The organism is Erythrobacter sp. JB3-1 (genome assembly GCF_057364995.1).
This window is the reverse complement of record NZ_CP200289.1, coordinates 380,370-394,772: the sequence shown is the minus strand read 5'-3', so window position 1 is coordinate 394,772 and position 14,403 is coordinate 380,370. Positions and strand designations below refer to the sequence as shown.

Here is a 14,403-nt window from a genome sequence, read left to right as displayed (position 1 = left end):
GTCCTAGGTTAAGTAGAGAAAGTCATTCCCCCATGGGTTTTAGTGTCTGGCAAATCGCCATCGTCGCCGTTGTGGTCCTCATCCTGTTTGGGCGAGGGCGTATTTCAGAAATGATGGGCGATTTCGGCAAAGGCATCTCCAGCTTTAAAAAAGGCATGAGCGAAGATGTTGACGCGCCTACCGCCAAGCCGTCGGAGCCAGCCGGGCAAATTGAACCGCCGGCGGACAAGAACGCGGCGGCGAGCGAGACCGCGTCTGCAGAGCAGAAAGACGCCTCTAAGTAACTTCTGAACAGAGAGCGGCAATGCGCCGGACCAGCCAAATATGTTCGATTTAGGCGCCGCAGAATTGCTGGTCATCGCGATTGTCGCGGTGATCGTGATTGGGCCAAAGGATCTGCCTTTGGCGATGCGCACTGCTGGGCGCTGGATCGGCCAGATCCGCAAGGTGTCCTCGCATTTTCGCACAGGCATCGACGCGATGGTGCGCGAGGCCGAGCTGGAAGACATGGAAAAGAAGTGGCAGGCGCAGAACGAAGAGATCATGAAGCGTCAGTCCGGTTCGGCAGAGGCAGCCGTTGGTGAGCCGGTGATGACCGGACCTCCACCCGCCGCGCCCAAGGCTCAGGCTGCTGAGGTGACAAAGCCAACCGCTCCTGAACCAGCCACAGCGGAGGCGAAAGCGGCCACGAAGCCAGCGGCAAGCGCGAGTAGCAAGTCAGCGGGAAAAAAGGCGGCGAAGAAGGCGGATAGTGCGGCCGCAACTGCAGCGAAAGAGCCGGAACTGCCGCTTGCTGCGCGCCCTAAGACCAAAGCAAAGCCGAAAGCTAAGAAGGCAGCACAGGCTGAGACGGCTTCAGAAAGCGCGCCCAAATCCAAGGCAAAGACTAAGCCGCGCGCCAAAGCGAAATCAAAGCCAGCGCCGAAGAGCGAGGGCTAGAGATCGGCAATGGCTCTGGGAATAAGAGAGATCGACGAGACGCAGGCGCCGCTGCTTGATCATTTGATCGAGCTGCGCAGCCGCCTGGTGCGTTCAGTCATCGCGCTGACGCTGGCGTTTTGTGTCTGCTTCTACTTCGCAGACCAGATTCTAGGCTTCCTGATCCAGCCTCTGAAAGACGCGTTTCCAGAGGGCGAAGGGCAGCTGATCTTCACCAAGCTCTACGAAGTGTTCTTCGTCGAGTTGAAGGTCGCTCTGTTCGCCGGGTTCTTCATCAGCTTCCCGGTCATCGCGAACCAGCTCTGGGCCTTCATCGCGCCCGGGCTTTATGCGAAAGAGAAGAAGGCATTTCTGCCGTTTTTGCTCGCGACACCTGTGCTGTTTTTGGCGGGTGGTTCGCTTGCGTATTTTGTCGTCATGCCGACGGCGTTTCGATGGTTTTTGACCTTTGAAGGCGAGGCTGGTGGGCTCTCTATTGAGGCTCTGCCCGCCGCAGGAGACTATCTCAGCCTGGTGATGCAGTTCATCCTCGCCTTTGGCATGAGCTTTCTTCTGCCGGTTTTGCTGCTGCTGCTGAACCGTGCAGGTATCGTTACGCGGGCGCAGTTCGTCGCTGCACGCCGCTATGTGATTGTCGGCGTTGTGGCGCTTGCCGCGATTGTGACGCCGCCGGACCCGGGCTCGCAGGTGATCTTGGCTATCCCGCTGCTGCTGCTGTTTGAGGGCTCGCTGGTGCTGATGCGCCTGCAGGAACGCGGGCAGAGCACGGATGCGGATACTGAAAGCGATGGCGCGGATACTGCGGAAGAGGGAAGCGTTCTAGAGGCTGGAGACCTGCCCGCTACCGCCTCCGGGATAGATGACGGTAAGGATGTCGATCGCGGTGATATCGGCGAGGCATAAAGCTGGAGCTGCGGCTGCATTTTGCCGCGTCGTCTGAGGCTAGCGCGCTTTTATTGGCCACGGCTCTAGGACTAACAGACAGTCTAGCTGCCACTAACACTCAAGTATGATGGCTTTGGGGCTTGATCGTATCTCATGGGCGCCGGCCGCTTCACTTGATGGGCAGTGCCGATTTGAGCCGAGAGCAACTCAAGGCCGACCACGGGACGGCATCCCATTGGTTTTTGAGGGTCACGCCCCTCGTATGCCCTCGCGCCAACCGCACCACCGATTGGCTTCTCAACAAGCAAAAAAAACGGGGCCCCGAAGGACCCCGTAATTTTATCGATTGTGTTTCGTCGATTAGGCGCTGACGGGATCGTCGTCGCCATCTGCAGCGATCACGATGCCACCGATGACAGCTGCTGCTGCCAGAAGGGCGATGATGATGCCCGAACCGCCGCCGATTTCGCTTTCGCCTTCGACTGGAGCAGCCGAACGGTCAAATGCGGCTTCTGCGATAGCCGGGGTTGCTGCGAGCGAAACTGCTGCTGTTGCAGCGGCAAGCGTACGGAATTTCATCAATATTCTCCTGATTGATTTTTATTAAACTCAGAATTCGTTGGTTAATTAGGCGATCTATTAGTTCATGGCAACCCTAATCTTGAGCAAAGCGCCACCATTTCGGTTCTTAAAATCCTTATTTTTCAGTGATATGGCGAAACGCCCTGCAATCTGATGCAATTTCGTCACACTTTGAGGCGCGGAAAATGCTGCAACTGCTCACTGATGTGTTCTTCAAATTAACGTCCGAACCCCGAATCGGTTCTCACCGCCTTAATCAACTGCGCAGATCGGTTTGAACATACGCAAGATCGCTAAGTGATTTGTACAAGACAGCGGTTTCGACCGCCGCAAACAATTCGCTTTGTGATCAATTAGACGATGCCTTTGTGATGCGCTGCGTGCAACCACTCAGAGTTCGCGTGGGCTTAGCGCGCGACGACTTGCTCGCCGCCAACCCACACTTCGCTGATCTGGGTTGCGCGGATGTCTTCGGGTGAGGCCAGCATAGGATCACGGTCGACCAGCAAGAAGTCAGCGCGCTCGCCGGGGATCAAGCGTCCAAACCGGCCATCGGCAAATCCGGCATACGCGGCGTCCGCCGTAAAGGCGCGCAGCGCTTGTTCGCGGCTAACGGTTTCCTGCGCGCGCCATCCACCAAACGGCTCTCCATTGGCATCCGTACGGCTGATTGCGACAGCAATGCCCGCAAAGGCGTCGGCAGGCTCGACCGGTGCGTCCGAGCCAAAGGCAAGACGGCCACCGACATTGAGCACGCTGCGCCAGGCATAGGCACCGCCGAGACGGTCTGGCCCCAGCCGAGCCTCTGCCATCAAGCGGTCAGAGGTTTGGTGCAGCGGCTGCATCGAAGCGATGATCCCGAACTTGCCGAAGGTTGGCAGGTCCGCTGGATCGGCAATTTGTGCATGTTCGATCCGCCAGCGCCGATCGCCAGTGTAGCTTGAATTGAGCTCTTCAATCGCGGCGAGAACATCAGAGTTTGCCGCATCACCAATCGCATGGACGGCGGGCTGAAAATTATCGAGCGCCGCTCGGCTCATCAAATTGCGCAATTGCGCCTGCGACAGCAGCGGCAGCCCGCGTGTGCCGGGTTCGTCAGCATACGGTTCCTTCAGCGTTGCTCCGCGTGAGCCCAACGCGCCGTCGAGATAGAGCTTTATCCCGCCCATGCGCAGACGGTCATCATAGAGCCACGGCGTTGGGCCAGGGCCGCCTATCAGTGACATGGTCTCAACGTCGCTGGCGTAGGACATGATCCGCATTTTAAGCGTGCCATTGTCGCCTGCACGCCGGTACGTCTGCCAATCTTCAATTGATGTGCCCATGTCGGCGGCAGCGGTCACGCCATTGGCGAACAGGATCTCTTGCGCCTTGCGCAGCGCCAGATCCCGATCTTCCGGGCGAGGCGGGGGCACGACTGCATTCACCAGGCTTTCTGCCGCATCCACAAAGACGCCGGCGGGTTCCTGACTCCCAGCCTTGCGGATGATCCGCCCGCCGCTGGGCGATTGCGACGCAGCTGTAACACCGGCGGCTTCCATCGCTTTTGTATTGGCCCAGCTCGCATGGCCATCGACCCGGCTTAGCCAGACGGGGCGGTCAGACACGACCGCGTCCAATTCCTCGGCGGTGGGAAAGCGGCCAAGGCCCCATTTCTCTTGGTTCCAGCCGCGCCCGAGGATCCATGGCCGTCCAGGGTTCTCAGCGGCAAACTCTGCGATTTTTTCCAGCGCGTCTTCCAGCGAGGTGGTTTGCGACAGATCCAGCGTCAGCGCGCCAAAGCCAACGCCCATCACGTGCAAGTGTGCGTCGATCATCCCGGGGAGCATGACCCGGCCTTCGCCGTCCACGCCGAAATCAATGTCGCTGGGGCGCTCCTCGCCGCGCTCGACCAGATCGGTGATTTTGCCCTCATCGTCGAAAACCAATCCGACAAAGCGCTTCAGCTCGCCGTCTTCGCCAATGGTGATGCCATCTACGTTATAGACTAAAGTATCGGCCGCGGCGGGGCTGGCGCTGAGCGCGAGAATAGCAGTGGCGGCGCCAAGCGCGGCGGTGAATTTGCGGATCATATCTCTGTCTTAGTCCTTCTTGGCTTGCGGCAGCCGGGTGATGAGCGCGCTGGTGTCGCGGCGTCCGCCGCCCCTCGCTTGCACGTCTGCATAGAATTGATCGACCAGCGCTGTCACGGGTGATGACAGCCCAAGGCGGTTTGCTTCGTCGAGAGCATAGCCCAAATCTTTGCGCATCCAATCGATGGCAAAACCGAAGTCGAAACTATCGGCTGTCATGCTGGCCCAGCGATTGTCCATTTGCCAGCTTTGCGCCGCGCCGCCAGAGATCGCTTGATAGGTCTTGTCCATATCAAGGCCAGCAGCCTCGGCCAGCCGGATGGCTTCGGACAGGCCAGCCAGAACGCCTGCGATGCACATCTGGTTGGCCATCTTGGCGGTTTGCCCAGCGCCGACCTCACCAACATGGACGATCGATTTGGCGTAGCAATCCATGACAGGGGCAGCGCGGGCTAAGGCCTCTTCGCTGCCGCCGCACATGATGGCAAGCTGACCGTTTTCGGCGCCTGCTTGGCCGCCAGAAACGGGGGCATCGACGCATTCCAGGTCTCTCTCCACGCAGGCCGCGGCCAGCCGCCGCGCCATATCCGCCGACACAGTCGTGTGATCAACCAGCAAAGCGCCTTTGGCCATCGCCGCGAGAACCCCGGTCTCGCCAAAGGTCACGCTGGCGAGGTCTTCATCGTTCCCGACGCAAGTAAATACAATGTCCGCGCCGCTTGCCGCCTCGGCAGGTGTTGCGGCGAACGCGACTTCGAGGCCGTCCTTGGCAAAAGTACCCTGCCATTTCGCGGCCCGCTCCGGTGAACGGTTGTACGCTCCTACTTTGTAGCCTGCGCGCGCGAGATGCGCGGTCATTGGGCCGCCCATCACGCCAAGCCCGATAAAGGCGATTGTCACGTTTGAATTCACTTGGGTTTTGCTCATAGGGCGAGGCAGTAATAGCAATTGCCGCACCTGCCAATAAAGCAGATCACGCAATTGGGTTTGCCCTTCGCATCGCAAAGGCTTACTCGCCCGGTCACTATGACAGCACAATCTGCCTCTGCCGCCGCATCAGCCCCCGCAACCTGGGGCCCTGCTGACCTCACCCTTGATCATGTACGCGCCGCCGCCGCGCGCATTGATGGCGCGGTTGTGAAAACGCCGATGATGCACTCGATCACCCTGTCGCAGATTACCGGGGCTGAGATTTGGCTGAAGTTTGAAAACCTGCAGTTCACCGCTGCCTATAAGGAACGCGGCGCGCTTAATGCTTTGCTACAACTGACTGATGAACAGCGTGCTCGCGGCGTAATCGCCGCCTCGGCAGGCAATCACAGTCAGGGTCTGTCCTATCACGGCACCCGGCTGGGCGTGCCGGTGACGATCGTGATGCCGCGTACCACGCCGACCGTGAAGGTGATGCAGACCGAGAGTGTGGGCGGCAATGTTGTGCTCGAAGGCGAGACGTTCGACGATGCGAATGCGCACGCGCGTAAACTGGAAAAGGAAATGGGGCTCACATTCGTGCACCCATTTGATGATCCGCATGTGGCCGCTGGCCAAGGCACAGTCGCTTTGGAGATGCTCGAGCAAAAGTCGGACCTAGACTGTCTGGTTACCCCGATTGGCGGCGGCGGTCTGATCTCTGGCATGTCGACAGTTGCCCGCGCGCTCAATCCCGACATTGAGATGGTCGGCGTTCAGGCCAGCCTGTTTCCCAGCATGTATGCGCGCATCAAAGGGGAAGAGCGCATGTGCGGGGGCGATACTCTGGCCGAAGGCATCGCGGTCAAACAGCCGGGTGAGTTCACCAGCAAGGTGATCGCCGAGCGTGTCGACGACATCCTGCTGGTTGATGAGCCGGCGCTGGAGAAAGCGGTCGCTTTGCTGCTGCAAATTGAGAAAACCGTCGTCGAGGGCGCGGGCGCTGCTGGCCTAGCAGCAGTGCTTCAGCACCCGGAACGGTTCGCCGGAAAATCCATCGGCATGGTGCTGTGCGGCGGCAATATCGACACTCGCCTGCTCGCTAATGTGCTGCTCCGCGATCTGGCGCGGCAAGGGCGGCTAGCACGCCTGCGGGTGACTTTGCAGGATCGCCCGGGCGCCTTGTTCAAGGTAATGCGGTTGTTCGATGCGCACAACGTCAACATTATTGAGATCTACCATCAGCGCATCTTCACAACGCTGCCTGCCAAGGGCTTGATCACGGATATTGAGTGCGAGGCGCGCGACGCGGATCAGCTCAACGCTCTGGTCGCGGCGCTGCGCGCGGCGGATTACAAAGTGACTGTGGCTGAGCTCGCCTAAATCAAGCATTTGAGCCAGTGTTGTCACTACGCAATCGCACTTCTGCGGGGCTCGAGGTGTGGACGCATTTCGAGTGCTTTTCACCAGGCTACGCGTTAACCCCTAGCGAACAAACTGTATCCGGATTGGTGTCAATCCCAATTCCTGCCCCACGCAATTGCGCCATTCTTGCGGCAAAATGTGCATAGTGAGCCTTTATTAACCCTCTTTTGTGGTTAAGATACTTTTACTGCGGCGGTCAAACAGGCATAAGAATGTCTTAACGCCCAACCCCCTGATTCACCCTTTGCACAAGGACTCAAGGCAAACCCGTGACGGCCCCGATCCGCTTTCCTCGTTTCTTTGTTACTAGCCCTGCGCCTTGCCCTTATTTGCCGGGCAAGAGCGAGCGCAAAGTCTTTACAGAGCTTAAGGGCGGGCACGCAGATCAGCTGAACGAAGCGCTTGGCCGCATTGGTTTTCGCCGCAGTCAAACGGTGGCTTACCGGCCCGACTGCATTGATTGCCAGGCATGCGTTTCTGTTCGGGTAGTCTCGGACGAGTTCAAACCTTCCAGCACGCAAAAGCGGCTGATGAAGCGCAACAAGGATCTCGTTGTTACGGAATGTCGCCCGTGGGCGACCGATGAACAATTTGAGCTGCTCGCCAAATATCTGGGCGCGCGCCATCCCGATGGCGGCATGGCGGCAATGGACGAGCTCGATTATGCCGACATGGTCGAGCATACGCCGGTCACCAGTTATGTTGTCGAATACCGCGAGCCGAGCGAAAATGGCGAGCCGGGCCGTTTGGTCGGCGCCTGCCTGACCGATCGCCAAGGCGACGGCCTGTCGATGATTTACAGCTTTTATGATCCCGATCATGAAGCGCGCGCGGGGCTTGGCAATTTCATCATTCTTGACCACATAGTGCGCGCTGCGGAGCAAAGGCTTCCCTACGTCTATCTCGGCTATTGGGTCGAGGGATCGCCGCGGATGCAATATAAGGTGCGCTATCGCCCGCTCGAACGGCTGACCCGTGAAGGCTGGCAACGTATGTCTGATGAAGAGCAAAGCGAGCTTATTGCTGAGGCCACTGCGCCAAAGACCTCGCTGGACGAGCCGATCAAAGGTGCGCGCGGTAAAGACGGTCAGCCGGTTAAATTCCCAGCGACATAATATCCTGACATTGCGAAGCATATGGCTCGCTGCGGCGATGGGTTGCGCAGTGCATAGCCCATACGCCTATGCGCAGGATGCTGGGTCTGACTTGGCGGAGCCGGCTGAAAACGAGCCCGCTGCCGAGGGCGCAGTGTCTCTACAGGAGCCAAGCGAAGCGCCAGAGCCGAGCTGCTCCGCCGCCGCCGCGTTCGCTTGAAGATCTGATACCGGATAGCGCGGTCGAAAACGCCGAGGATTGGGCGACACAGGGCGCAGGGCCGGCTGCGGCATCATCCGAAACCATTGAATTGGCTGACGATCCCGTTCCAGATCTAGCTGACGCGCCAGACCCAATCGCCGAAGAACTCGAAACGCTGACGATTGTGGTGCCCGAACCGCTGACCCCTGATCCTGAGGTTGAGGCGTTGGCCGAAATCGATGCGCCCGATCTCATAGACCTGCCAGAGCTTGCCCGATTCGATATATCGGACGAATTGGAACTCGGTTTTCCTGCCGATACAGAGGGATTCCCGGAGCGCGCGGCTTTTCTCGCCCGATTTGAAGCACTTTCTACCGTGGAAACTTTAAGCAGCAGCGAGGCCAGCATCGCGCAATTGGCGGCGCGCGCGCGCGCCGATCAGGTCCTGCTTCAGCGCACTTTGCGCAATTATGGCTATTACGATGGTCAGGTGATCCGCCAGCTGTCCGGCGTGCGCCCCGGTGAAGACACCGCCAGCGCTCAGCCGCGCGCCCGCTTCGATATTCTGCCCGGTCCGCGATACTCTTTTGGCGAGATTGACCTAGGCGCTCTTTCCGGCGCGCTCGACTATGCCGATCTGCGCAATGCCTTTGCCATCCAGTCGGGCGATCCGCTGTACGCCGACCGGATTATTGAGCAGCAAATTGCGCTCGATACGGAGCTGGGAGAGCTTGGCTATCCCTTTGCTGAGATTGATGAGCCAGAATTGCTGATCGATCACACGCGGCGAGAGGGCGATTTGACGCTGCCAGTTCAGCCAGGCGGCAAATATGTTTTTGGCGAAGTCACCAGCAGTCAGCCGGAGTTCCTGTCTGGCAAGCACCTGTCGCGAATTGCCCGGTTTGAGCAGGGTGACACTTATCAGCGCAGTCTGGAGTTTGACCTGCGCCGCGCGGTCACCGCAACCGGGCTGGTCTCGAGCGTCACCATCACTCCTAGAGAAGTCGCCTCGCCGAGCGGCGACGAGCCGGGCGTGGTCGCGCTCGATGTCGGGGTTGAGCAGGCCAAGCTGCGCACGATTTCTGGCGCGATTGGTTTTGGCTCTGAGGACGGTCTGAAGGTAGAGGCGGGGTGGGAGCATCGCAACCTCTTCCCACCAGAAGGCGCACTGACTGTGCGCGGCATTCTTGGCACGCGCGAACGGCTCGCCAGCCTCAGCCTCAAACGCAGTAATTTCCGCGCGCGCGATCAGGTCCTCACACTGGATGCCTATGCCAGCGATATTGAAACCGAGGCGGTGGATGCGCGCACCATTGGCCTGCGCGGCACATTTGAGCGGCTTTCCAATCTGCTGTTTCAAAAGCCGTTTAGCTGGGCGCTGGGCGGCGAGCTGCTCTACACTGACGAGCGCAACCAAGGCGTCGATGGCGCGGAATCCCCGCGTCAGGCCTTCGTCATCGGCGGGTTGTTTGGCCGTGCAACGATTGATGCCAGCGATGACTTGCTCGACCCTACCAGCGGATACCGGCTTACTGGTTTCCTTGCACCGGAGGTCTCGCAATCACTTGGGGTGACGAGTTTCTATCTCCGCAGCGAAGCGGATGCGACGTATTACCAATCCATTGGCTCCACCGTGCTCGCCAGCCGCGCAAAATTCGCGACCATTCAGGGCGCAGGCGTCGATGCCATCGCGCCATCGCGTAGGCTCTATGCAGGCGGCGGCGGTTCGGTGCGCGGCTATGGTTTTCAAGCCATCGGGCCGCGCAATCCCGATACGGGAGAGGCGACTGGCGGGCGCTCTCTGGTCGAATTCTCGCTAGAGGCACGGATCGAAACCGGTTTGCTCGATGGCGCGGTTGAAGTCGTGCCTTTCGTTGATGCTGGCTCCGTCTCGGTCGACAACACGCCGGACTTTGGCCTGATCCGCGTCGGTGCGGGCGTGGGCGTGCGGTACAAAACCGGGTTCGGCCCGATCCGGGTTGATGTCGGTGTGCCGCTCAATCCCAATGAGTTCGACAGCCCGGTCGTCGTCTATGTCAGCTTGGGGCAGGCATTCTGATGGGCGAAGACGCCGCAATCGAAGAGCAAGCGGAGAGCCCACCGGTGAAGCGCAAACGACGCTGGGCCAAGCGGCTGGGTTGGGCGCTGGCGATCATCCTTTTGCCGCTCGTGCTCGCGGCTGCGTTTTTGAGCACGCCCATTGGTAAGCGCTTTGTGACCGATCAGATCGCTCAAGTCGCGCCTGCATCCGGGCTGCGCTTTGAAGTTGGGCGGATCGAGGGGGATATATACGGCAAGGCGACGTTGCATGACGTGACCGTGTTTGATCCGGTCGGAGAGTTTTTGACGATCCCGGAGGTCGATCTCAATTGGAACCCTCTGGCCTGGCTCACCAGCGGCCTCGACATACGCGAGCTAAGCGCGCGGCGCGGCACGCTCAACCGTTTGCCAGAGCTGCTTCCCGGCGATCCGGACGCGCCGATCCTACCAGATTTTGACATTCGCGTTGATGAGCTGACGATCGACAGCCTCACGCTCGCCCCGGGCATTGCCGGTGAGGATGCACAGCAAGTCAATCTGACGGCGGAGGCTGACATTCGCTCAGGCCTGGTGTTCGTTGATCTGGAAGGAACATTGGGCAGCGAAGATCGCATTGCCTTGTTGCTGAATGCCATGCCCGATGGCGACGAGTTCGACATAAAGCTCGACTACGCCGCGCCAGCCGCCGGTGTGATTGCGCAGATGGCAGGGCTGGATCGCGGCTACCGCGCGCGCATTGATGGCGAGGGGACGTGGGAGAAATGGCTTGGCCATCTGCTCGTGGAGGAGACGGGCGGCGAAGATACAGCCCGTGTAGCCGGTTTTCAGATTACCAATCGCGCGGGCAAATACAGCCTGCTGGGACAAGTTTCCCCTCCGATTGAGGGTACGGGCATTGCGGCGCGGGCGTTGGGCGACGCACTGTCGCTATCACTGGTTGGAACGCTGGAAGACAGCACGTTTGACGGCAAGTTCGCTGCCGCCACGCGCGCCTTGTTTGCGCGGGGTGAGGGCGCGGTTGATCTGGCTGACAACCGCTTTGATGGCTTCGGGATCAATGCCTTGCTGCGCGATCCAGGGCTGTTTGGATCGGCTGTGTCGCTGGAGAACACAAGGCTTTCTGCGAACCTTGACGGTCCGTTCCGCGAACTTGCTGCCGAGCATTCCTTGCAGATTGGTGCGCTTGTCGCTGGCGAGACAGAGATCGCCAACATCGTCCAGTCCGGCACGGCGCGCTATGATGGGGCCGGTTGGTCGCTGCCGCTCGATGCGACCAGCGGCGCGGTGACGACCGGCATCGCCGCGCTCGATCCAAAGCTGACCAGCGGCATTTTGCGCGGCGGGCTCGATTGGCGCGGCGGGCGCCTCACCAGCGACAATCTGCGCCTCGCCTTTGAAACGCTCGGGGCCAATCTCACGCTCAGGGGCGATACGTCGGCGGGCGTGTATGCGCTGGCCGGGCCAGTCAGTGCGCGCGAATTTGACTTGCCGGATATCGGCAGCGCCAATGCCACCGCGAAGATCCTGCTGAAAGCGGGCGCGAATATCCCCTGGAGCCTGCGAGCAAACTTTGCAGGCGAGCTTTCCAGCATCTCGAATGAGACGGTCGCTAATGTCGCAGGCGGCCCAATAAAACTGCGCGGCGGGCTCTCGGTCGGCGGCAATTCGCCGTTCTCTTTCACCGCGCTGGAGGCGGACAGCCCGAAACTGTCTCTGGCGGCAGATGGCCGGATCGTAGATGGCACGACCAGCTTAGTCGGTTCTGGGCGGCACGCGGAGTATGGTGATTTCACGATTGACGGAGCCTTCGGCGTCGAGGGGCCGCGCGCGACATTGGTGTTCGCCGATCCTTTGCCCGCCGCTGGCCTCGCCGATGTGCGCGTTGCGATTGCGCCAAACGACAATGGATTTGCGATTGATACCGAGGGCGGCTCTCTGCTCGGCCCGTTCAAAGGCGTGTTTGGGCTTGCTTTGCCTAGTGATGGTCCCGCGCGGATCGACATCTCAAGCCTCAAAATCTGGCGCACCGATGTAACGGGTGCGCTCGCCTTGGAAGAGCGCGGGCTGCGCGGAAATCTAGCGCTCAGCGGCGGCGGCATTGGCGGGTCAATCGCACTCGCGCCAGAAGGGACGGCGCAGGCCTTCGATGCCGATGTGACAGTTCTCCGCGCGCGCTTTGGCGGGACGACCACTTTGGCTTTGGCCAGCGCAGATATCAGCGCGAGCGGCGCCTTCACCGAAGGCTCCAGCCGCATCAATGCTGACATCTCCGGCTCTGGCCTCGAATACGGCGCGCTGTTCATTGGGCGCTTCGCGGGCAAGGCCAATGTGACCAATGGCGCAGGCAAAGCGACCGCTTCGATTGCCGGACGGCGAAGTGACCGCTTTGCGCTCAAATTTGATGGCGATATTGCACCGCGCCGCCTCGCGCTCTTGGCTCGGGGTGAGTTTGCAGGCCGCAATATCACAATGCCGCGCCGCGCCGTCCTGACCCAGGCAGAGGGGCAGGGAGGCTGGCGGCTTGCACCAACGCAGCTCGGCTTTGGCCGGGGGTATGCCATTGTTGAAGGCGCACTGGGCGGGGCAGAAACCGCCGTGCAGGCGAAGCTGGCCGACATGCCGCTCTCACTGGCCGATCTCGCCATTGCTGATTTAGGCTTTGGCGGTGTGATTTCTGGCCTGATCGACTACCGCCAAACGGGCAGCGCGCCGCCAAGCGCCAATGCCAAGGTTGAGATTAAGAACTTCACCCGCTCCGGCCTCGTCCTGTCCTCGCGCCCGGTCGATGTGCTCGCGGTGCTTGATCTAACGCCGCGCCGATTGAGCGGCGGAGCGGTGCTGCGCGAAGAAGGCAACCGGCTTGGCCGGGTCAAGGCGGACATTGCTGGCGTGCCATCGAGCGGTGAATTGATGCAGCGCCTGCGGCGTGGGCGGCTGGCTGCGGATTTGAACTACAGCGGCCCGGCTGAGGGTGTTTGGCGGCTGATCGGGATTGAGACATTCGATTTGACCGGCCCTGCGACGGTTTCCTCCAAGGTTACCGGCACGCTTTCCAACCCGGTGTTCAACGGCCGGGTCGCGAGCGACAATCTGCGGGTGCAAAGCGCGCTGTCCGGCACGGATATCGCCGATGTCGCGGTGCGCGGACAATTTGCTGGATCGCGGCTGCGGCTAACACGCTTCGCCGGGACAACTGCGCGCGGCGGCACCGTCAGCGGCAGCGGCTCGGTCAATTTCGCTGGATTGCAATCGGGCCGCCCGCCGCAGATTGACCTGCGCGCAGCGGTTGATGGTGCGCAGCTGCTCAACGCGAACGGTCTGTCCGCGACACTGACCGGACCCTTGCGAATAATCTCGAATGGCAGCGGCGGGACCATCGCCGGGCGGCTGAGGATCAACCGGGCCGGCTGGGCGCTGGGCGTTGCGGCGGAAGACATGGCGCTGCCCGAGGTGCGCACCAGAGAAGTGAACACGCCGGTCGATGCGCGCCCAAGGACCGCCTCTGCATCAACCTGGCGCTATCTGGTGGATGCCAGCACGAACAGCCGGATTTCGGTCGATGGCCTGGGCCTCGACAGCGAATGGGGCGCGGACATTGCGCTGCGCGGTACGACCAGCGACCCGCGCATTGGTGGTGAGGCAAGGCTGGTGCGCGGGGCATACACCTTTGCGGGAACACGGTTCGAATTGACGCGCGGGCGCATCGCCTTTGACGCAAACGAGCCGATCAATCCGCGCCTAGACATTGAGGCGGAAACGAGCGCTGACGACGTCAATGTGACTGTTGCGATTGGCGGCAATTCTGACAGCCCTGAAATTACCTTTGCTTCGGCCCCGCAGCTGCCTGAGGAAGAAATCCTCGCCCGCCTACTGTTCGGCGGTTCGATCACCAGCCTATCGGCTACCGATGCGCTGCAATTGGGCGCGGCCTTAGCGAGCCTGCGCGGCGGCGGCGGGATCGATCCGGTCAGCCAGCTGCGCAATGCAATCGGCCTTGATCAACTGCGCATTGTCAGCGCCGATCCGGCGCTTGGTCGCGGTACTGGCGTGGCGCTGGGTAAAAATCTTGGCCGCCGTGTCTACGTTGAGATCGTGACTGATGGCCGCGGGTACAGCGCGACCAGCGTGGAGTACCGGATTACACGGTGGCTCGCTCTGCTCGGCAGTGTGTCGACCATTGGACGGCAAAGCGTTGTGGCAGAGATCAGCCGCGATTATTGAGTGGGCCTGTTTTGGGGGTTGGTCTGATCCAAGC

General features: G+C 60.5%; 9 protein-coding genes and 1 pseudogene. 7 read left to right on the top strand and 3 right to left on the bottom strand.

Annotated elements, in window-relative coordinates; translation table 11 throughout:
- Positions 1-32: 32 nt before the first annotated feature.
- The 3 genes and pseudogenes from AC0V6M_RS01975 (at position 33) to tatC (ending at position 1,842) form a co-directional block, all read left to right on the top strand.
- Positions 33-284: a twin-arginine translocase TatA/TatE family subunit gene (locus AC0V6M_RS01975; RefSeq protein WP_486137186.1), complete on the top strand. Its 252-nt coding sequence runs from the start codon at positions 33-35 to the stop codon at positions 282-284.
- 40 nt (positions 285-324) lie between these two features.
- A pseudogene (tatB, locus tag AC0V6M_RS01970) lies at positions 325-526 on the top strand (Sec-independent protein translocase protein TatB); the annotation flags it as partial.
- Between the two features lie 422 nt (positions 527-948).
- Positions 949-1,842, top strand: a complete 894-nt coding sequence (tatC, locus tag AC0V6M_RS01965; protein ID WP_486137185.1) for a twin-arginine translocase subunit TatC — start codon at positions 949-951, stop codon at positions 1,840-1,842.
- A 342-nt stretch (positions 1,843-2,184) separates the two neighbouring features.
- Here the strand turns inward: tatC and AC0V6M_RS01960 are convergent, their stop codons facing one another.
- The 3 genes from AC0V6M_RS01960 to AC0V6M_RS01950 form a co-directional block, all read right to left on the bottom strand.
- Complete coding sequence (locus tag AC0V6M_RS01960; protein WP_486137184.1) at positions 2,185-2,403, bottom strand: hypothetical protein; 219 nt, start codon at positions 2,401-2,403, stop codon at positions 2,185-2,187.
- A gap of 410 nt (positions 2,404-2,813) precedes the next feature.
- Entirely contained in the window at positions 2,814-4,478 is a 1,665-nt protein-coding gene (locus tag AC0V6M_RS01955; RefSeq protein ID WP_486137183.1) for an amidohydrolase, read from the bottom strand.
- Positions 4,479-4,487: 9 nt separating this feature from the next.
- On the bottom strand, positions 4,488-5,405 hold the full coding sequence (locus AC0V6M_RS01950) for an NAD(P)-dependent oxidoreductase (RefSeq protein WP_486137182.1): 918 nt from the start codon (positions 5,403-5,405) through the stop codon (positions 4,488-4,490).
- Between the two features lie 99 nt (positions 5,406-5,504).
- Between AC0V6M_RS01950 and AC0V6M_RS01945 the strand changes: the two genes are divergently transcribed.
- From AC0V6M_RS01945 to AC0V6M_RS01930, 4 genes are all read left to right on the top strand, one after another.
- On the top strand, positions 5,505-6,770 hold the full coding sequence (locus tag AC0V6M_RS01945) for a threonine ammonia-lyase (protein ID WP_486137181.1): 1,266 nt from the start codon (positions 5,505-5,507) through the stop codon (positions 6,768-6,770).
- Between the two features lie 311 nt (positions 6,771-7,081).
- Positions 7,082-7,927: an arginyltransferase gene (locus AC0V6M_RS01940; protein ID WP_486137180.1), complete on the top strand. Its 846-nt coding sequence runs from the start codon at positions 7,082-7,084 to the stop codon at positions 7,925-7,927.
- Positions 7,928-7,995: 68 nt separating this feature from the next.
- Complete coding sequence (locus AC0V6M_RS01935; protein WP_486137179.1) at positions 7,996-10,167, top strand: autotransporter assembly complex protein TamA; 2,172 nt, start codon at positions 7,996-7,998, stop codon at positions 10,165-10,167.
- The gene (locus AC0V6M_RS01930; protein ID WP_486137178.1) at positions 10,167-14,369 is read left to right on the top strand and encodes a translocation/assembly module TamB domain-containing protein; all 4,203 of its coding nucleotides are present in this window, start codon (positions 10,167-10,169) and stop codon (positions 14,367-14,369) included. The genes AC0V6M_RS01935 and AC0V6M_RS01930 overlap by 1 nt, the downstream gene beginning before the upstream one ends.
- Positions 14,370-14,403: the final 34 nt, after the last annotated feature.